The following is a 17,260-nucleotide window of genomic DNA, read 5'->3' as shown; positions in this document are numbered from 1 at the left end:
CTTTGACCACGTCCCTTCATCGTGTTCGGATTTCTGCGAGTACTGCTATTGTCTCCGTGCGGCGAGAAGTGCACCATACGTTCTTTTGCCTACTGCGTTTATCCCGACGGCAGAGGGACAGGCACCGTGTCGGGCGAGACTACGGCTGATCCGGCGGGGTGTTTCCCGGTGAGCTCCCACAGGGCGTATGCGCCGATGTGTCCATGGGTCAGCAGGATCCAGCGGACGTCCTCGATCCGGCGTCCGATTGCCTCCAGTGCCGGCACCATGCCTACGGCGGGCGAGGACGCGATCCCCGTGTCGACGATGGCCGGTTCGGCCGCGTCGATGAAGAAGCTGTAGAGGCCGAATCGGCCCCAGGGCGACACGAGTGGATGTACATCAACCGGTTTCGTCATTGGCGGGCCCTTGCGTTCAGGAATTCACCGGTCTCCTCGAATGCCCTGTAGAGCTCCGGGATCCAGGAGAAATGCTGGACGAAACCGTGGTTGGCGCCGGGGTAGCGGGTCACTTTTGTCTCGACGCCGGATTCCGGCAAGCGCTCACCGTAGAGTTCGCCCTCATCCCGGAGGGGGTCGTGCTCGGCGGTGATGATCAGCGCTGCCGGCAGGCCGGCGAGATCTTCCCGCTTGATCGGCGAGACGAGCGGATCCGCAGGGTCGGCCCCGTTCTCTAGGTAGAAGGAGTTGAAGGGTTTGAGGCCGGCCGTCTCAAGCCCGTGTCCTTCCGCGTTTTCGCGCAGTGAGGGGTAACGCTCGACGTCGAAATCCAGGTCCACCGACGGGTAGAACAGGACCTGGTGGGTGATCCTGTCGAACCCGTCGTCGTGGGCTTTCGCGGCGACGGCGGCAACGAAGTCTCCTGCATCGCTCTCAGTAGCAGTTCGGAGCGCCTGGGCGAGCCGGTGCAACCGCGAAACCCAGCATAGACCCGGAAACCCCAGCGGGGGAGTGCTGTTCAGTCCCGGACAGTTTCCTCCGAGTGCGCCGCGCACCGGACCGTGGCGGCATGCGGGGCGCCGTCGCCGGTCCGAAGACCTTTGGCCTACGCCATCCGGGACATGCTCGGGCGTGCGCGTGCTGCCTGCTTCGGGTCAGACGGCCGTATAGCCGCCGTCGATCGGTATGGTCGCGCCGGTAATGAACTTCGCCTTCTCGCTCGCGAGGAAGGTGATGAGGTCGGCGACTTCCTGGGCCTCGCCGACGCGACCGGCCGGGTGCAGTGTTGCATACTGCTCGAGAGTCGGCTCGTCGATGAGCGGGGTGCGGATGACGCCCGGCGCTACCGCGTTCACGCGGATGCCCTCCTTCGCGTACATCGTCCCTGCGGCGCGGGTCATGTTCACGACGCCGCCTTTCGAGGCGGAGTAAGCGATGTTGTTCGAGACGGCCACGAGGCCGAACATCGAAGCGATGTTAACAACGACGCCGCCCTCGCCCTGTTTGAGGAGCTGCTCGATGACGTACTTGTTGGTGTAAAAGACGCCTGAGTAGTCGATGCCGTTGGTGCGTTCCCAGTTTTCGACGGTCGAGGTGACGACGTCGCCCTCGCCGCCGACACCTGCGGAGGCGACGGCAATGTTAAGGCTTCCGAATTCCTCGACGGTCTTCGCGACGGCGGCCTCAACGCTCTCGGCCTTCGAGACGTCGCCCTGTACGAACTTTGCGCCGATCTCGTCGGCGACTTCCTGCGACTTGGGGTTGAAGTCAAAGATCATGACCTTCGCACCTTCGGCGATGAAGGTCTTCGCGGTGGCGAGACCGAGCCCCGATCCGCCGCCGGTGATGAATGCGACCTTTTTCTCGAGCTGCATGAGTCAGTCCAATCTGTAAGCGATTTTGCGGTCACTGTCGTGCCGGTGTTTCCGCGGTACGCGGTTATATATGCGTATGCATTCAGTTTGGCACTAATACTTGAAAAGTCAACCAATGGGTCGCGTTCGCGGACCCTACTTGACTCTTTTTGATTTGCCCTACGCTGAGCCGGCGCTCGACGTTGTAGATGGTGTCGGTTCCGTGCGCGTTGGCCTCGTCCGCCAGTGCTGCCAGTGCCGCGGATTCGAAGCCCTCCCCGGACTCGGGCGAGTCGGGCTGCAGGCCCAGGATCGGCCCCAGCGGGGCCACGTCGAGGTGGCGAGGGGGCAATCCGGCCAGGGCTTCTCCGTGTGTCTCCGGGGCGGCGCAGGTGACCGTCCTACCCGCACAAGGAGGTCCAAGCAAGGGAATATCCGTATGGGGTTCCGATGACACCAGATGCCCCTCTCGGTGAGCCAATAATTCGCGGGCATCCCCAATACGAGTCGAGGATCATATAGTTGAAGCTGCAAGTAATCGGTGTATTGTTTGAAGCAGTTGACCGCCGGTGCCGTGCTTGTGGCTGGCGATCGCCGTTGGTTCCATACCTCCTCCGATCTGCGGTCTGCTCGACCCCACGCCGTACCCGGATTTCCCCGACTCAAGGAGTGACCCTTCGAATGAACACCCCATTGCGCGACGTGCGTTCCCAAAACTGGAGCACCGACGCGGTTCCCTATGCGGTCGCACTCTTCCTGCATGGCTTCGGTTCCAACGAGCACGACCTGGGCCCGCTGGCGCCGGCGCTTGGGTTGAACCTGCCCTGGGCATCGCTGCGGGCACCGCTTGAGCTCGGCAACGGCGGAGCGGCCTGGTTCTCGATCATCACACCCGGAAACCCCGAGGCCGGGGCTGTGGAGAAAGCAACCGAGTCCATCTGGGCCTGGGTCGATGCAAACGTGGAACCCGGCAGCCTCATCGTTCCCATCGGGTTTTCCCAGGGAGGGCTCATGGTCAGCCAGCTGCTGCGGACCCGCCCCGAACGGGTGCTGGCCCCCGTGGTGCTGGGCGGATTCGTGCTCGGCGCACCGCAGCCAGGCGACGAGACACTGCGCACCGGTCGGCCGACCCTTTTCTGGGGACGGGGCTCGGAAGACCGTGTCATCGCGCCCATGGCGATTACCCGCAGCAACGAATACCTGCCGCAACACACTTCGCTGATTGAGCGGGTATATCCAGGACTGGCACACGGCATCAACGCACCCATGCTTGACGACGTACGCGATTTCCTCGCCATCGAGGTCGGTTCCCCGGCGGCGGCCCGCGCATGAGCGCGACCACCCCGTTCGAGATCGGCATATTCACTTTCGGCGAGCTCACCCGGAACGCTGCGGGGAAGCCGATGGATGCAGGTGCGCGCACCCGCGACATCCTTGAATGGGCGCGGGTCGCCGACGAGGCGGGGTTGGATGTCTTCGGCGTTGGAGAGCACCACCGGGAGGACTTCGCTGTGTCCTCGCCCGCGGTACTGCTGGCCGCAGCGGCCGCGCAGACCAGGAGAATCCGCCTGACCAGCACCGTCACGGTCCTCTCGAGCGCCGATCCGGTCCGCGTTTTCGAGGACTTCGCAACGCTGGATCTCATCAGTGGAGGGCGCGCCGAAATCACCGCCGGACGTGGCGCCTACCTGGAGTCCTTCCCGCTCTTCGGTCAGCCGCTGGAGCGCTACGACGAGTACTTCGAGGACCGGCTCGAGCTACTGCTGCGCATCCGCGCCGAAAACCCTGTCACTTGGAACGGAACCACCCGGCCCCCGCTGACCGATGCGGGAATCTGGCCGCGCCCGGCCCAGACCGCACTGCCGATCTGGGCTGCGGTCGGCGGGACGCGTTCCTCGGCGGTGAGGGCCGGAAGGCTTGGGTTGCCGTTGTACCTGGCGATCCTCGGGCACCCGGAGGGGTTCGGACCCCTGGCCGAACTGTATCGACGCTCGGCGGCACAGGCAGGCCAGATGCCGGGGCGGATCGGCGTGACCTCGCATTTCTACGTCGAGGAGACTTCCCAGCGGGCGAAGGACACGTTCTTCCCGCATTATTCCTCGTACATCCACCAGAACATGCCGCGCACCGGGAGGCTCGATCGCGCGGGTTTCGAGGCCTGGGCGGCCCCGCGAGGCGCGCTCTTCGCTGGCAGCCCTGCCGAAATCGTCGACAAAATCCTTTGGGAGCACGAGATTCTGGGCCATACCCGCTTCCTCGCCCAGGTCGGTCTGGGTGGCTTGTCACAGGCCGCGACGCTGCGCTCCATCGAACTGCTGGCGACAGAGGTGCTGCCTGCTGTACGGACGGCACTTAAGCAATAAGGACTCCTCCCGCGATATCTGGAATACCACAAGAGTGTCGCTTAACGGATGGCTTCTTTGGGCATTAGGCATTCTTACTGTAGACAGCTTTGGACCAGGCGGCAGTCTTCGCGACCTGGCACGTCGGCGTGACCTACACGGCCTCCGCGCTCGTCTTCATCGTGCTGTTCGCCTTCCCACTCGGCCTGATCGGCGGCTATCTCACGCGCAGCTCGGGCAGCATCATTCCCTCCTCCCTTTGCCACACAGGCGCGGACATTCCGATCTACCTCGGTTTCCTGTCATACGTCTCCTAGCGCTTCCAGAGCGTTCCCGCTGATCCGGATCGATTCCCCAAGCGAACTGAATGCCGGTCCGATGCCGGATGTCAGCGGATGAGCCGAGGCCGGTCAACTGCCAGGCGCACGTGTCCAGGTTGGCGGCTTAGGGACGAGAACCTGCGCCTACTGGCTGCAAGGGATTCACGAACTGGGGTTGCCTGCTGCGAGTGCGGGGGCTTGCAACCGTTTGGCCGTTGACAGGAACACGGTCACTGCCTGCTTCCCGGAGGGGCTGAGCCTTCGGTTCGCGAGGTGGGCGAGGAGGATCCTGCGGGTCGGGGAGCCTGTGAGCGGAACGGCGATGATGTCGGGGCGGAGGGCGCTCAGAGCGAGCTGCGGGGCGAGAGCGATGCCGATGCCGGCGGCGACCATGCCTTGGGTTTCCTGGTAGTCGTTGGCGGCGAAGGCGATGCGCGGTTCGAAGCCGGCATCGCGGCAGACCCGCCGGAGGACGTCGGCGACGGGGTGTTCGTCCCGGACGATCCACTCCTGGTCGCTTAGCGCGTCGATCCGCACCGAGCGGCGCGCGGCGAGGGGGTGGCCGCTTGGGACAAGCAGCATGGTGGGGTCATTCATGAGCTGGACAAAGCTCAGGTCCTCGTCCTCGATGCGCTCCCACGGGTAGTCCCACAGGAGGGTTAGCTCGATGTCCCTGCGCCGCAGCCGTTCGAGGAGGCCGTCGCGACGGGCGCTGACCACCGTGACGGCGACTTCCGGGTAGCGCGCGCGGAAGGCGAGCACGACGTCGGGCATGAGGGAGGCGCCGACGGTGGGGAACGTCCCCATGCGCAGTTGGCCTCGCCTCAGCCCGGCGAACTCTGCCATTTCGGCCCGGGCTGCCTCGATTGTCCGGTCGATGTCGTCCGCATATCGCAGCAGCGCCTTACCGGCATCGGTGAGCACGACGCCGCGCGGATGGCGGTCGATCAGCGCGACGCCCACTTCGTGTTCAAGCTTCGCGATCTGCTGGGATACAGCTGACGTCGTGAAGGACAAGGCCGTCGCGGCGGACGTCAGGGAGCCGGAACGGCTTACCTCGCGGAGCAGATGGAGACGGTGCAAATCGAGGTCGGCCATGATTTGAGTTTAGCAAAAGTGAACGGTAGTCCAGAATCCTGTGATTGTGCTCAACGCGCGGGGCGTGGATCGTGGAAGGAGCAGGCGCCGTGAGGTGCAACAGAACAACACGTGAAGGAAAAAGACCATGCAACTCCGCGGTCACTGGTACCGGGGCGGCACGAGCAAGTGCTGGCTCTTCGACGCCGAAGATGTAGCCCTCCACGCCGGGAGCCGCGCGGAGATCCGCAGCCTTCTGGCCGATGCTTTCGGTGCAGCGGATGCCCGCCAGCTCGACGGCGTCGGCGGCGGCACGTCAACGACGTCGAAAGCGGCCGTCGTCCGGGGGACCCCCGAGGGGCCCGCGGATCTGGACTACCTCTTCGCCCAGGTCGGGATCGGGGACCCGACGGTGGAACTTGGTTCCAATTGCGGCAATTGCGCCACCGCGATCGCGCTGTACGCCGTCCAATCGGGCATCGTTCCTCCCCAGGCGGGATCAACTCGGGTCAGGATGCGCAACCTCAACACCGGAGCCGTGCTAAGCGGCACGATCGCGACCCCCGGCGGCCGCATCCCGGCGTCGGGCCCGGCCCGGGTTCCTGGCAGCAGCGCCCTGGGCGTTCCCGTAAGCCTCTCGTTTCACGCCCCCTGGGGGCGGACCACCGGCGCCGTACTTCCAACGGGGAGGGTGGCCGACCAAATCTCCGCTGACGGTTTCATTCTTACGGCAACTCTGGTTGACGCCGGTGCGCCCGCGGTGATGATTCCGGCGGACGAGGCAGGCATCGATCTGTCGGTGATGACGGGCAACCTGTCAGAGCGCCTGCCCATGCTCGTGGCAGCCCGGGCGTCGGCCGGTCTGATGATGGGGCTGAGGAAGCCCGGAGATCCTCCGCAGAATGCCGTGCCGAAGGTCGGAGTCGTGGCAGCGCCCGGCGACTACACCGCGGCCGACGGAACCAGGATCACTGCGGACACCCACGATCTGCGGGTGCGGATGCTCTCGATGCTCGCACCCCACCCCGCCATCGGCCTGACCTCCGCCGTTGCTGTCTCGCTCGCATCCGCCCTGCCGGGATCGGTGGTGGCGAAGGTGCTGCCTCCAGCAGACAGCACTAACCGAGGATCCCGGCTTCTGCGCATCGGCACACCTGCCGGTGTCATCACCACCGAAGTCGTCACCGACAACAACGGCCACGTCAGCGAGGTCGCCCTCCATCGGGCGGCCCGCCATCTCGCCGTGGCCGACATAGACGTCGCCCAACCGATCGCTCAGACGGCCTAGTACCTCCAACCCTGCCCCTGCCATCATGGATGGAACGGGGCACTCACCCAGGAAGTTGTTCAATGAAGATCAAATCCATCCTCGGACACCTCTATGTCCAGGTGCTCATCGGCGTCGGGCTCGGCATCCTCGTCGGCGCGCTGTGGCCCGACCTTGGGTCCTCCCTCAAACCGCTCGGCGACGGGTTCGTCAAGCTCGTGAAGTTCATGATCGCACCGATCGTCTTCTGCACCATCGTCAGCGGCATCACCTCACTGACGGACACCAAGAAGGTCGGCCCGACCCTACTGCGGTCGCTGGGCTTGTTCTACGCGCTCACGGCGGTGGCCCTGGCCATCGGCTTGGGTGCTGTCATCCTCTTCCAGCCGGGCGCGGGAATGCACATCAACCCGGCCCACCTCGATACCTCCGTCGCCTCGAAGTACACAAGCCAGCTGCCCAGCAGCAACCCTGTGGACTTCCTGCTGAGCATCATCCCCGCAAGCTTCGTCGGCGCCTTCGCCGACGGCGAGGTCCTGCCCGTTCTCGTCATCGCGCTGCTCTGCGGCTTCGCCTTCAGCAAGCTCGGCGCACCGGGCCAGCTCGCTCTTAACGTCGTCAACAGCTTCAACAAGCTGCTGTTTGTCGTGTTCGGCTTCCTCATGAAGGTCGCTCCCATCGGGGCGTTCGGCGCCATGGCGTTCACGGTCGGCAAGTACGGAACCCATTCGATCGGCAACCTCGGGATGCTGATCCTGGCCTTCTACGCCGCGTGCATCGTCTTCGTGGTCCTCGTCCTCGGAATCCTGGCAAAGCTCACCGGCTTTAGTCTCTGGCGGATCCTGCGCTACTTCCGCGACGAGTTCCTGATCGTCCTCGCCACATCCTCAAGCGAACCTGTCCTTCCTCGCCTGCTCTCCAAGCTCGAACGCATCGGCTGCGACCGCGGAGTCGTCGGTCTCGTCGTCCCGACAGGCTACTCCTTCAACCTCACCGGCACGGCCGTCTACCTGACGCTCTCCTCGATGTTCATCGCCCAAGCCTGCGACATCCACCTCAGTTGGGCTCAGATCCTGCTAATGCTCGGAATGATGCTGCTGACCTCCAAGGGTGCCGCTGGCGTGACAGGCAGCGGCTTCGTCGCCCTCGTCGCCACTCTGACGGTCATGCCCACGCTGCCCGTTGCCGGCGTGGCACTCATCGTCGGCATCGACCGCTTCATGAGCGAAGCCCGCGCCCTCACCAGCACGGTGGCCAACATCGTGTCCTGCGTCGCAGTCGCCAAGTGGCAAGGAGCGCTCGACACCGAAAAACTCCGTGCCGAGCTCCAGACAGGTTTCGTGCAGACCGAGGCGGAACGGCTCCAGCTGAGCGAACCCGCGCTGGTGCACTGAGGGAACCCCTGCGGCGCAGGCTCCTGAACCTGCCCCTGCAGGAGCCTGCGCTCAACCGACGGCTTTATCCTACGAAGAGCTCCACCAAGCCGCACCGGGCACGGGCCCTGCATTCCATCGCAACAGGTAACCCGAAAGTCGGGCGCAGGGACCGGTTCCGGTGCCAATGTGGCGGTGATGTTGCGTGGCGATCAGCGGTCCGTGGCCCTCTCGGCGAGCAGCAGCCCGGCCAGATCATGCGGTGCCACCAGCGTGGGCCAGGGGCTGAGGTCCCCGCCGCTCGCCCAGCGGAGGATGAACGATGCCCGTTCCTCCGGGGAGTCCCCGCCGTGTCCGCCGGCGTCCACGTGTCCGTGATCCGCGACCACCACCAGAAGCCACTCTTCACCATGAGCGGCCGCGCGGTTCCGGACGGCGGCCCGGATGCGGGCCACGTGCCGGTCCACCCTGGCCAGCGCCTCCTGGTACTGCGGGCTAAGCGCCCCGTAGACATGCCCGGCGTCGTCCACGTCGCAGAAGTACACGAAGGATACGTCGGGCACCCTGTGGGAGTTCAGCGCCGCGAGGGTGAAGTCCGTGATCTCTGCGTCGATCCGGATGAAGCCGTGCGTTTCGCCGTCGCGGGAGACGACCGTGTGAAGCCCGGCTTTCTGCTGCTCCATCCGCTGGTGGATGACGGGTCCCAGCCCTTCCGGGGAGACCAGCGGCGGCCAGCCGGCCGCGGCGAACGTCCGGGTGGAGGTGTCTTGGTAGAAGGCCCGGGACAGCAGGTCGGGGTGGCCGAAGAGGCGGTGCCCCACGAAGGTGTTGTCCCGGACGCCGTGCTGTGCGTGGGTGGTCCCGGTAAGGAGGGAGGACCAGCCCGGGCCGGACAGCGTGGGCACGTCCATGGTCATGTCCCGGTGGTCGCCTTCTGCGGCCAGGGACCTCAGGGTGGAGGCGGAGTCCGAGTCCGCGGCAAGGTCCCAGCGGAGCCCGTCGATGCCCAGCAGGATGATGCGGGGCCGGGCGGTGGGGCTCATCGGGCGCCGTCCAGGGCTTCCGCGAGGACGGGGAGCGTGACGTCCGCGAGTGAGCCGAGGAGCGTGCGGCCGCGAGCCGCCTCGATCGGGACGGTGGAGGGCACGACGACGACGGGGCACCCCGCCGCTTCCGCCGCAGCGAGGCCGACGGGGGAGTCCTCCACCACCACACAGTCGGCGGGTTCGGCTCCCAGCCGCCGGGCCGCCTCCAGATAGGGGTCAGGGGCGGGCTTGGACGCGGGGGTGTCCTCGACGGCCACCACGAGCGTGAACAGTTCACGGCCCAGCCGGTCCCGGACCAGTTCCACCACGCGGCGTGGCGAGGCGGAGACGATAGCCGTGGGGATCCGCTCCGCGGCCAGGAGCCGCAGGAGGTCCATGGCCCCGGGACGGGGTACCACCTCCTGTGCCACCAGTTCGGTGAAGGCCTCATCGAGCCGCACGGAGAGTTCCTCCGCGCTCGGGGCGCCCGCGGAGGGCATGGTGGCTAGGAGGTGGGCGGCTGTGTGCCCGGAGGGGCGGCCCAGGACATCGGGCCCGTCTTCGGGTCCCAGTTCCCGGCCCAGGTCGAATGCTACGTCCGCCACGGCGTTCCACCAGAGGCGTTCGGTGTCCACGAGGGTCCCGTCCATGTCGAAGAGTACGGCTGCGGGCATCATGCGGTGGTTTCCTCGTTCCGGGCCTGGTCGATCAGTACGGGGCGTTCCGGCAGGCCGAGCCGGATGCGCGCCCCGGTGGGGAGGGTGGATGCGTGGGCGGTGGGGACGTCCGCCACCACATCGCGCCCGTCGTGCAGGCGGATGGTGAGCCGTGTAGTCGCGCCCAGGAAGGATGCCGCCACCAGCTGCGCCGGGCCGTCCGGGTCCGCGTTGACGGTGAGGGCTTCGGGACGGATCAGGACGTCGACGTCGGCCGTGCTGTCCCAGCCGGGCAAGCCTCCCTGGACAGGGCGGCTGATACTCAGGACATCCACTAGAGCGCCGTCGCCGCTGAGCCGGCCCGGGAGCCGGTTCATTGTGCCCACGAATCCGGCGACGAAGGGAGTGGCGGGGCTGTTGTACAGCTCCTCCGGGGTGGCGCACTGCTCCAGGTGCCCGTCCCGCATGACAGCCACGCGGTCCGCCATGGACAGGGCCTCCTCCTGGTCATGCGTGACGAAGAGTGTGGTGATGCCCAGTTCCAGCTGGAGGCGGCGGATCTCCTCCCGCAGGGACTGGCGGACCTTGGCGTCCAGGGCGGAAAGCGGCTCGTCCAGGAGCAGCACCCGGGGTTCCAGGGCCAGCGCCCGAGCCAGGGCCACGCGCTGCTGCTGGCCTCCGGAGAGCTGGCGGGGGTAGCGGCCGCCCTGGCTTGGCAGGCCGACTAGTTCCAGCAGTTCCTGGGCGCGGGCGCGGCGCTTGGCCGTCGGGACTCCCTGCATGCGCATCCCGAACGCCACGTTGTCGGCGGCGCTGAGATGCGGGAAGAGGCTGTAGGACTGGAACACCATGCCGATGTCGCGGCGGTGCGACGGCGTGCCGGTCACGTTCACGCCGTCCACCAGGACTTCCCCGGAATCCGGGATCTCGAAGCCGGCCACCATGCGCAGCGCGGTGGTCTTCCCGCAGCCGGAGGGCCCTAGGAGTGCCAGCAGTTCCCCGGGATTGAGGCTGAGGTCCAGCCCGTCCAGGGCCGTGGTGGCGCCGAAAGAACGGCGCAGTCCGCGGAATTCCAGGGTGGCGCCGGTGCTTGAAGCCGGTGGCCGGGGGGTGAGGGTGGGCGCGGTCATGAGGTCTCCTTGGAAGCTTTGGAACGGCCGAGTTTCGCGACCGCGAGGAGGATGAGCCAGGTGCCGATGAGGCCGACCATGGAGACGGCGACGGACAGCTGGGCGTGGGAGCCGCTGATGGCGACGGTCCAGACGGCGAAGGGCTGAAAGCCGAGCAGGGCGGACACTGCGTATTCGCCGAGCACCAGGGCGATGGTCAGGAACGCGGTGTTCAGCAGGGCTTCCCGGAGGTTGGGCAGGACCACCAGGAACAGGGTCCGGAACCAGGAGGCCCGGCAGGACCGGGCTGCCTCCACCAGGACCTTCACCTCGATGGCGTTGAGACCCGATTCCAGGGTGGTGTACGCGAGGGGCAGCGCCATGAGGGTATAGGCGAGCACCAGGATGACCGGGAAGCCCGGCTGCTGCAGGGCCGCGAGCAGCGGGAAGCCGGGCGTGTCATAGAGCCAGTCGGTGGCCCAGCGCAACACGGTCGTCATGCCTGCGCCCAGCGCCACCGCGGGTACCACCAGGGGGAGCATGCAGACGACGGCCACCAGGGCTTTCGCCCGAGGCGCGGCCAGGCGCACGGCCAGGAGAGCTGGAAGCAGCAGGCCGAAGACCAGGACGACCGTGGCGCCGGCCAGTAGCAGGGTCAGCCCGAGGCTCTGGGCCAGGCCGTCCGTGGTGAAGATGGCGGCGTAGGCGTCCAGGCCCGGCTTCTGGCGGGGGTCTCCGAGTCCGACGGTGAAGGCCAGGGCGCACAGGATGGGCACCAGGAAGTAGACGCCTGCCGAGGTGAGGGCGGCGGTGCGTCCCAGCCGCGTTTCGCGGGCACTGCAGCGGCGTGATGCGGTCACGAGAGCCATGCCGATGTCCTCCGCTGCAGCAGGAGCTGGACGCCCATCACCAGCGCGGCCACGATGATCATGTCCATGCCGAGGGCCAGGGCGATACCGGCCTGTCCCACGAGGACGTCACCCGTGAGGGCTGCGGCGATCTTCACGGTGACCAGGGGGATGGAGCTGCCCACCATGGCGGCCGCTGTGGCGTAGGCGCTGAAGGCGCTGCCGAAGAGGAGCACGAAGCCGCTGAGCAGGGTGGGGAGCAGGATGGGGAAGGCCACGTACCGCCAATATTGGAAGCCCGTGGCGCGGCTGTTCCGCGCGGCTTCCCGCCACTGGGGCTTGAGGCCGTCCAGCGCCGGGGTGAGGGTGAGCACCATGAGCGGCACCAGGAAGTACAGGTAGACGAGGGACAGGCCCCAGAAGTTGTAGAGGCTCCAGCCCTTGTCCGCGAGTCCGAAGAAGCCGGTCAGGACACCGGCGTTGCCCAGGGTTGCCACGAAGGCAAAGGCCAGGGGCACTCCGCCGAAGTTGGCGATCACTCCGGAGGCGGAGAGCACGGCTTCCCGCAGGCCGCGGAGCCGGGAGGTGACGATCGCGTAGGCGATCGGCAGGCTGACTACCGTGGCGACGAAGGCGGTGAGCGCGGAGAGGCGGACGCTGCCCAACAGGCTTTCCAGATACGGGCCGTCGAAGGTCGCTGCGAAGTTGGCGCCCGTGAAGGAGGCGACGCCGGCGTCGTCGGTGGTAGTGACGGACCCGGCGGCCATGGCGGCCACCGGGAGGCCGAGCACCACGGCGGCGAAGGCCAGCAGCGGGAGGATGCCGAGCCAGCTGGTGAAGGGGCGGGCGGCCCGGCGGCCGGGAGCCTGGGGCTCCCGGCCGCGGGTTTGAGCGCCCGCATCGGCGACGACGGCGCGGTGCGCGACGACGTCGGGTGCGGCAGAGTTCATCAGGAGACGGCCTTCGTCCAGCCGTCGGACACGGTGGATTTGGCCTTCTTGCCCTGCTCCTCCGTAGGGTAGTCGGTCTTATCCTGGGCGATCTTGGGCAGGTGGGCCAGGGCGGCCTTGTCCACGGTGCCGTCGGCGACCATGGCGGGCAGGAGGACCGGGCGGGCGTAGCCGTTCAGCCAGAGGTTCTGGCCCTCGGTGCTGTAGAGGAATTCCTGCCAGAGGCGGGCGGCGGCCGGGTGCGGGGCCCACTTGACGATGGCCTGGGAGTAGTAGAGGGAGAACACGCCGTCCTCCGGGATGGCGACCTTCCACTCGATGCCTTTGGCTTTCAGTTCATCGGCGTAGGCGGCGTTCCGGTAGTCCCAGACGACGGCGATGGGCGTCTCGCCCTTCTCCATGGTGGCAGGGGTGGCTTCCACGGGGTTGAAGTTGCCGATCTGCTTCAGCTTGGCGAAGAAATCGAGGCCCGGCTGGACGTTGTCAAATGAGCCGCCGTTGGCGAGTGCGGCCGCGAACACGGCGCTGTAGGCCGAGGAGGACTTGGCGGGGTTGCCTGTCAGGGCCACCTTGCCCTTGTACTGCGGGTCGCTCAGTTCGGAGAACTTGGTGGGGCACTTGGCCACCCGGCTTGCGTCGCAGCCGATGGACACGTAGCCGCCCATGTCGTTGTACCAAAGGCCCGTGGCCTCTTTCTGGAAGTCCGGGATCTTGCCGAAGGAGGCGACCTTGTACGGGGTGAGTAGGCCCTGCTTGGCGGCCTGGAGATCGAAGTCATGCCCCACGTCGACGACGTCCGGAGAGCGGTCTTGGCCCTTCCGGGAGGACACCGCGTTGAGTTCGTCCGCGCTTGAGGCGTCCGGGTTCTCGACCTCCACCTTGATGCCGTACTTCTTCTCGAAGGTGGAGATGACCTCGCCGTAGTTGGCCCAGTCGTTCGGGAGGGCGATGGCGTTGAGCTTGCCTTCCTTCTTGGCGGCGGCGATCAGAGCCTCCGTGCCGCCTCCGGCCTCGGCGGAGGGTGCGGTCTTCCAGTCGATGGCGCCGTCCTTGGACGACGAGGCGCTGGTGGTTCCCGATGAGCAGGCGGCCAGCCCTGCCAGCAGGAAGGCTGCAGAACCAAGGGCGGCGCAGGTGCGGCGAAGGGTGGTGTTCATGAAGTCTCCTAAGAAGTTGGCTATACAACTTGCCGTGACCACTGTCAGGGCCGCAGGTGTCCATCAGGTGAACAAGGGGGAGTGAGTAAGCGAACTACCGGAGCATTTTAAGGAATTAATCGCTGGCTTGCTGGGGATTTTAAGCTCAAGCTGTACCGTGGAGGGATGGGTGAGAAGGCATTGGAACGGGGTGGCGGGGGCGTGAAGAACGAGGGCGCGCAGTACAGGAAGTTGGCAGCCAATATGCGCCGCGAGATCGAGGCGGGCGAATTTGGCAACAACGGACGGCTCCCCAGCGAGGAGAGCCTGGCTGAGCAGTACGGGGTGTCCCGGGGTACCGTGCGCAACGCTCTTGCCCTGCTGCGGGCCAACGGGCTGGTGACCTCCCGGCGCGGGACCCGGCGCGTGGTGCTGGGAACGGCGCGGACCCAGAGTTTCCAGGAGCTCCTGAGTTTCACGGCCTGGGCCCGGGCACAGGGGGAGGAGCCCGGCGCCCGCACCATTCATAGCCGCGTCCGCCCGGCGACCGTCGCCGAACGGGAGGTTCTCCAGCTCGCCCCCGGGGATGAAATCACCGAGGTCCTCCGGCTGAGGCTCCTCGGCAGGGTCCCCGTGATGCTGGAGCGCACCGTGTATCCGGCCGCGGTAGGCGCGGTGGTCGAGCGGCTGGCCCCGGACTCCCTTTCTCATACCGAGGTCCTCGACGCCTCCGGCGTCGTGTTTGCGGACAGTGAGCACACCATCGACGTCGTGGCCGCCGACCAGGCCGATGCCCAGGCGCTGGGCTGCGTCGAAGGTGTGGGCCTGCTCCGGGAGATCCGCCGTGCCACCGATCCCGCGGGCGTGCCCCTGCTCTGGTCAGAGGACAGATTCCTGCCAGGAACAGTGTCCTTCGCGGTGCACAACTCGGCGTCGGTCAGTTCACTTGCCCGCCGCCGCGGAATCCGCTGAATCAGGAGTTCCCGGTAGTTCCTGCGTGGGACGTTCGCCTAGCACCAGCGGTTGACCGATTGCTTGGCTGACGGGCTTCCCCGGCGCTGAACCTGAGGCCAGCAGACCCGCTCCCGGTCTGTGGACAACGACCGAATCTGCGGCCGACGCAGTGTGGCATCCTCCGCAACGGTGGCGACCGATTGCGGGGACGCGAGTCCTTCGGATCTTCCTCGGCCGATGTTGTTTCCGAAGTCTAGTTCTGGGATGTTCTCGGGCTGCGAACAAGCCGGACGAGCTCTGCTTCTGGACCTGATAGTTGACGGGGGCCGTCCCACACTGCACGCAACGCCCGATGCAGGACAAGATCTTGGACTGGCACGATCTTTAGTTCTCCGGTCTTTACTTGGTCTGCCACTGCAAGGGTGCTCATCACTGAAGGACCCATACCGGCCAAAACGCTTGTACGGATAGCGGCCGCGCTGCCAAGTTCGAGCAACGGAGCTGCACGCGGGTACTCGGCCAATGCAAGGTCAAGAGTGATTCGAGTGCCCGACCCCGGTTCGCGGACCAGCAATGATGTTGATGCCAGTTCTGCAATTGAGATTGGCTCCCGTCGCCGGGTCCACGGGTGTTTAGGATGAACGACGACGACGAGTTCGTCGCGGGCCACGGTGAGGCTATGCAAGGTGCGGGGGATGGTTGGGGATTCCACGAAACCTATATCGCAGGCCCCGCTGGTCACATCCTCAAAAACCTGCGCGGAATTATGGACAAGCAGATGTATCCGCACCTCGGGGTGCAGCCTTCCAAATGTGCCAAGCCAACTGGGCACAAGGTGCTCGGCGACGGTCATGCTTGCGGCTACGGTCAGTGCGGTCCGCCTCTCAGCGCGCAGGGAATCGGTAGCCTGCAACATCTGCCGTGCTTCTGCGAGGATTCTCCGCGCCCAGTGGGCCACGACTGTGCCCTGCGGGGTAAGCGTGGAACCCGCTGGACTGCGCTGAAGCAGGGTCATGCCCAGCTGGCGTTCCATCAATCTGATCGATCGGCTCGCGTTGGGTTGAGCTAGGCCAGCCCGTCGGCTGGCAGCGCTGAGGCTTCCGTAATCGTCCACTCCAACCACTAGTTCCAGTACGGTCAGATCCGGCCACTTTGCCATGCGCAAAGCATATAACAGTGCGAAACGTGTTGCGATTTTGATATATCCCTATGCCAAGAAGACGGCTATCCCCGGACCGTATCTCGGCCGAGAATTGGGAGATGAGCAGCCAGGAGATCCAGAGCGAGCCTGGCGCATGCCGGCTCCGGGAGGATCGCAGACAAATATGAGACAAGACGTTGCCACACCCGCAAAAGGCGTACGGCAGGGTGCACTGCTTCCCCGAGGCTTGAGGAACAAGCTGTTGCCCGGACTGGCCGCGGCGGCAGCCGCTGTAGCTGTTGCCTGGCTGATCCATTCGACCGTGCCGGCGGTGCCTTTCCTCACAGCGGCAGTAATGCTGGGAATCCTTTCTGCAAATCTCCCCGGGATCAGTACCGCCGTGGAAGGAGTCCTGCAGCCCGGGCTGGTACTTTCCGCCAAGCGGTTCATGCGGCTGGGAATCATTCTGCTGGGACTCAAACTCAGCCTGATCGATGTTGCTGCGCTGGGCTGGAAGACGCTGGCGATCGTGGTTGGCATTGTCCTGCTGACCTTTGTGGGAACGCTGGTCCTGGGCAAGGCACTTAAACTTCCGGGCGATCAGCCCTTGCTTCTCGCTACAGGATTTTCCATCTGCGGCGCCTCCGCCATTGGGGCCATGAGCGGGGTCACCAAAACGGATCACCGCGACACCGTTGTTCCAATCGCCCTTGTGACCCTGTGCGGCACGCTGGCCATCGCGGCCCTTCCCGCACTCAAGGGGCCCCTTGGCCTGGACACCGTTCAGTTCGGATATTGGGTGGGAGCCAGCGTCCACGACGTGGGGCAAGTTGTGGCAACAGCGCAGACGGCGGGTGCGGCTTCCCTTGCAGGGGCGCTCATCATCAAACTCACCCGTGTGCTGATGCTTGCGCCGATGGTGACCGGAGCCGCGCTGGTGGGACGCTTCCGCCGTCGACGGACGGCAAACGCCACCGAAGGCACGGGCATCAAGCTTCCTCCGCTGATCCCGCTCTTCGTGGCCGGGTTCATGGCAATGATCGTTCTGCGGACACTGGGGATCCTGCCGCCCGCTGTCTTGGAAGTTGCCGGCACGGTCCAGGACCTGCTGCTTGCCGCAGCCCTGTACGGGCTTGGGGCGTCAGTGCAGGTCCGGGCACTCCTCCAGACCAGTGGCAGGGCGATCGTCGCGGCGATGCTCTCCTGGGGTCTCATCGCAGCGCTGGCATTTGTCGGCGTGCAATTCATCTGAAGTGCCGTATTTGGTGCG

The 17,260-nt window shown here is 66.0% G+C and carries 19 protein-coding genes; 7 read left to right on the top strand and 12 right to left on the bottom strand.

The annotated features are described in order from the left end of the window. Nucleotides 1–98 precede the first annotated feature (98 nt). The 4 genes from ACSVHC_RS23405 to ACSVHC_RS23390 form a co-directional block, all read right to left on the bottom strand. Entirely contained in the window at nt 99–398 is a 300-nt protein-coding gene (locus ACSVHC_RS23405; RefSeq protein ID WP_437773697.1) for an MBL fold metallo-hydrolase, read from the bottom strand. Next, nucleotides 395–910: an alpha/beta hydrolase fold domain-containing protein gene (locus tag ACSVHC_RS23400; protein WP_437773698.1), complete on the bottom strand. Its 516-nt coding sequence runs from the start codon at nt 908–910 to the stop codon at nt 395–397. Before ACSVHC_RS23400 ends, ACSVHC_RS23405 begins: the two co-directional genes overlap by 4 nt. Nucleotides 911–1,093: 183 nt before the next feature. Then, a complete protein-coding gene (locus tag ACSVHC_RS23395; RefSeq protein ID WP_437773699.1) occupies nt 1,094–1,813 on the bottom strand; it encodes an SDR family NAD(P)-dependent oxidoreductase in 720 nt (239 codons plus the stop codon). A gap of 82 nt (nt 1,814–1,895) precedes the next feature. Further along, nucleotides 1,896–2,144, bottom strand: coding sequence for a hypothetical protein (locus ACSVHC_RS23390; RefSeq protein WP_439181366.1), 249 nt, complete (start codon nt 2,142–2,144; stop codon nt 1,896–1,898). Nucleotides 2,145–2,473: 329 nt separating this feature from the next. Between ACSVHC_RS23390 and ACSVHC_RS23385 the strand changes: the two genes are divergently transcribed. The 3 genes from ACSVHC_RS23385 to ACSVHC_RS23375 all read left to right on the top strand — a co-directional run bounded on the left by ACSVHC_RS23385 (nt 2,474) and on the right by ACSVHC_RS23375 (nt 4,451). Then, entirely contained in the window at nt 2,474–3,124 is a 651-nt protein-coding gene (locus tag ACSVHC_RS23385; protein ID WP_439181365.1) for an alpha/beta hydrolase, read from the top strand. Then, nucleotides 3,121–4,155 carry an LLM class flavin-dependent oxidoreductase gene (locus ACSVHC_RS23380; protein WP_437773702.1) on the top strand — a complete coding sequence of 345 codons (1,035 nt, stop codon included), beginning with the start codon at nt 3,121–3,123 and terminating at the stop codon, nt 4,153–4,155. Before ACSVHC_RS23385 ends, ACSVHC_RS23380 begins: the two co-directional genes overlap by 4 nt. 89 nt (nt 4,156–4,244) lie before the next feature. After that, nucleotides 4,245–4,451, top strand: a complete 207-nt coding sequence (locus tag ACSVHC_RS23375; protein WP_437773703.1) for a CPBP family glutamic-type intramembrane protease — start codon at nt 4,245–4,247, stop codon at nt 4,449–4,451. A 165-nt stretch (nt 4,452–4,616) separates the two neighbouring features. Here the strand turns inward: ACSVHC_RS23375 and ACSVHC_RS23370 are convergent, their stop codons facing one another. Continuing rightward, on the bottom strand, nt 4,617–5,552 hold the full coding sequence (locus ACSVHC_RS23370; RefSeq protein ID WP_437773704.1) for a LysR family transcriptional regulator: 936 nt from the start codon (nt 5,550–5,552) through the stop codon (nt 4,617–4,619). Nucleotides 5,553–5,679: 127 nt separating this feature from the next. On the opposite strand from ACSVHC_RS23370, the gene ACSVHC_RS23365 reads away from it, so the two are divergent. Next, complete coding sequence (locus ACSVHC_RS23365; RefSeq protein ID WP_437773705.1) at nt 5,680–6,819, top strand: PrpF domain-containing protein; 1,140 nt, start codon at nt 5,680–5,682, stop codon at nt 6,817–6,819. A 62-nt stretch (nt 6,820–6,881) separates the two neighbouring features. After that, nucleotides 6,882–8,192, top strand: coding sequence for a C4-dicarboxylate transporter DctA (gene dctA, locus ACSVHC_RS23360; protein WP_437773706.1), 1,311 nt, complete (start codon nt 6,882–6,884; stop codon nt 8,190–8,192). A 191-nt stretch (nt 8,193–8,383) separates the two neighbouring features. Here dctA and ACSVHC_RS23355 read toward each other — a convergent pair whose 3' ends face one another. The 6 genes from ACSVHC_RS23355 to ACSVHC_RS23330 are packed head-to-tail and all read right to left on the bottom strand — an operon-like array spanning nt 8,384 to nt 13,916. Then, complete coding sequence (locus ACSVHC_RS23355) at nt 8,384–9,214, bottom strand: alkaline phosphatase family protein (protein WP_437773707.1); 831 nt, start codon at nt 9,212–9,214, stop codon at nt 8,384–8,386. Further along, nucleotides 9,211–9,873, bottom strand: a complete 663-nt coding sequence (locus tag ACSVHC_RS23350; protein ID WP_437773708.1) for an HAD family hydrolase — start codon at nt 9,871–9,873, stop codon at nt 9,211–9,213. The genes ACSVHC_RS23355 and ACSVHC_RS23350 overlap by 4 nt, the downstream gene beginning before the upstream one ends. Beyond that, nucleotides 9,870–10,982, bottom strand: coding sequence for an ABC transporter ATP-binding protein (locus ACSVHC_RS23345; RefSeq protein WP_437773709.1), 1,113 nt, complete (start codon nt 10,980–10,982; stop codon nt 9,870–9,872). The genes ACSVHC_RS23350 and ACSVHC_RS23345 overlap by 4 nt, the downstream gene beginning before the upstream one ends. Further along, on the bottom strand, nt 10,979–11,830 hold the full coding sequence (locus ACSVHC_RS23340; protein WP_439181364.1) for an ABC transporter permease: 852 nt from the start codon (nt 11,828–11,830) through the stop codon (nt 10,979–10,981). The genes ACSVHC_RS23345 and ACSVHC_RS23340 overlap by 4 nt, the downstream gene beginning before the upstream one ends. Continuing rightward, nucleotides 11,818–12,759, bottom strand: coding sequence for an ABC transporter permease (locus ACSVHC_RS23335; RefSeq protein WP_437773711.1), 942 nt, complete (start codon nt 12,757–12,759; stop codon nt 11,818–11,820). Before ACSVHC_RS23335 ends, ACSVHC_RS23340 begins: the two co-directional genes overlap by 13 nt. Continuing rightward, complete coding sequence (locus ACSVHC_RS23330; RefSeq protein WP_437773712.1) at nt 12,759–13,916, bottom strand: ABC transporter substrate-binding protein; 1,158 nt, start codon at nt 13,914–13,916, stop codon at nt 12,759–12,761. The genes ACSVHC_RS23335 and ACSVHC_RS23330 overlap by 1 nt, the downstream gene beginning before the upstream one ends. A gap of 165 nt (nt 13,917–14,081) precedes the next feature. Between ACSVHC_RS23330 and ACSVHC_RS23325 the strand changes: the two genes are divergently transcribed. Then, nucleotides 14,082–14,867, top strand: coding sequence for a GntR family transcriptional regulator (locus ACSVHC_RS23325; RefSeq protein ID WP_437773713.1), 786 nt, complete (start codon nt 14,082–14,084; stop codon nt 14,865–14,867). Between the two features lie 235 nt (nt 14,868–15,102). Here the strand turns inward: ACSVHC_RS23325 and ACSVHC_RS23320 are convergent, their stop codons facing one another. Continuing rightward, nucleotides 15,103–16,008 carry a LysR family transcriptional regulator gene (locus ACSVHC_RS23320; protein ID WP_437773714.1) on the bottom strand — a complete coding sequence of 302 codons (906 nt, stop codon included), beginning with the start codon at nt 16,006–16,008 and terminating at the stop codon, nt 15,103–15,105. Between the two features lie 166 nt (nt 16,009–16,174). On the opposite strand from ACSVHC_RS23320, the gene ACSVHC_RS23315 reads away from it, so the two are divergent. Beyond that, entirely contained in the window at nt 16,175–17,242 is a 1,068-nt protein-coding gene (locus ACSVHC_RS23315; RefSeq protein WP_437773715.1) for a YeiH family protein, read from the top strand. The last annotated feature ends 18 nt before the right edge of the window (nt 17,243–17,260 follow it).

Origin of the sequence: Arthrobacter sp. KNU-44 (genome assembly GCF_051843155.1) — a bacterium.
Taxonomy (GTDB): Bacteria; Actinomycetota; Actinomycetes; order Actinomycetales; family Micrococcaceae; genus Arthrobacter.
The sequence above is the reverse complement of the archived record's forward strand: the minus strand, read 5'-3'. Positions and strand labels throughout refer to the sequence as shown.

Excerpts from the sequence above, each read along its gene's own strand:
- ACSVHC_RS23405 (WP_437773697.1), bottom strand. The coding sequence starts at position 398 with ATGACGAAACCGGTTGATGTACATCCACTCGTGTCGCCCTGGGGCCGA.
- ACSVHC_RS23395 (WP_437773699.1), bottom strand. The coding sequence starts at position 1,813 with ATGCAGCTCGAGAAAAAGGTCGCATTCATCACCGGCGGCGGATCGGGG.
- ACSVHC_RS23385 (WP_439181365.1), top strand. The coding sequence starts at position 2,474 with ATGAACACCCCATTGCGCGACGTGCGTTCCCAAAACTGGAGCACCGAC.
- ACSVHC_RS23380 (WP_437773702.1), top strand. The coding sequence starts at position 3,121 with ATGAGCGCGACCACCCCGTTCGAGATCGGCATATTCACTTTCGGCGAG.
- ACSVHC_RS23370 (WP_437773704.1), bottom strand. The coding sequence starts at position 5,552 with ATGGCCGACCTCGATTTGCACCGTCTCCATCTGCTCCGCGAGGTAAGC.
- ACSVHC_RS23365 (WP_437773705.1), top strand. The coding sequence starts at position 5,680 with ATGCAACTCCGCGGTCACTGGTACCGGGGCGGCACGAGCAAGTGCTGG.
- dctA (WP_437773706.1), top strand. The coding sequence starts at position 6,882 with ATGAAGATCAAATCCATCCTCGGACACCTCTATGTCCAGGTGCTCATC.
- ACSVHC_RS23355 (WP_437773707.1), bottom strand. The coding sequence starts at position 9,214 with ATGAGCCCCACCGCCCGGCCCCGCATCATCCTGCTGGGCATCGACGGG.
- ACSVHC_RS23350 (WP_437773708.1), bottom strand. The coding sequence starts at position 9,873 with ATGATGCCCGCAGCCGTACTCTTCGACATGGACGGGACCCTCGTGGAC.
- ACSVHC_RS23345 (WP_437773709.1), bottom strand. The coding sequence starts at position 10,982 with ATGACCGCGCCCACCCTCACCCCCCGGCCACCGGCTTCAAGCACCGGC.
- ACSVHC_RS23340 (WP_439181364.1), bottom strand. The coding sequence starts at position 11,830 with ATGGCTCTCGTGACCGCATCACGCCGCTGCAGTGCCCGCGAAACGCGG.
- ACSVHC_RS23335 (WP_437773711.1), bottom strand. The coding sequence starts at position 12,759 with ATGAACTCTGCCGCACCCGACGTCGTCGCGCACCGCGCCGTCGTCGCC.
- ACSVHC_RS23330 (WP_437773712.1), bottom strand. The coding sequence starts at position 13,916 with ATGAACACCACCCTTCGCCGCACCTGCGCCGCCCTTGGTTCTGCAGCC.
- ACSVHC_RS23325 (WP_437773713.1), top strand. The coding sequence starts at position 14,082 with ATGGGTGAGAAGGCATTGGAACGGGGTGGCGGGGGCGTGAAGAACGAG.
- ACSVHC_RS23320 (WP_437773714.1), bottom strand. The coding sequence starts at position 16,008 with ATGGCAAAGTGGCCGGATCTGACCGTACTGGAACTAGTGGTTGGAGTG.
- ACSVHC_RS23315 (WP_437773715.1), top strand. The coding sequence starts at position 16,175 with ATGAGACAAGACGTTGCCACACCCGCAAAAGGCGTACGGCAGGGTGCA.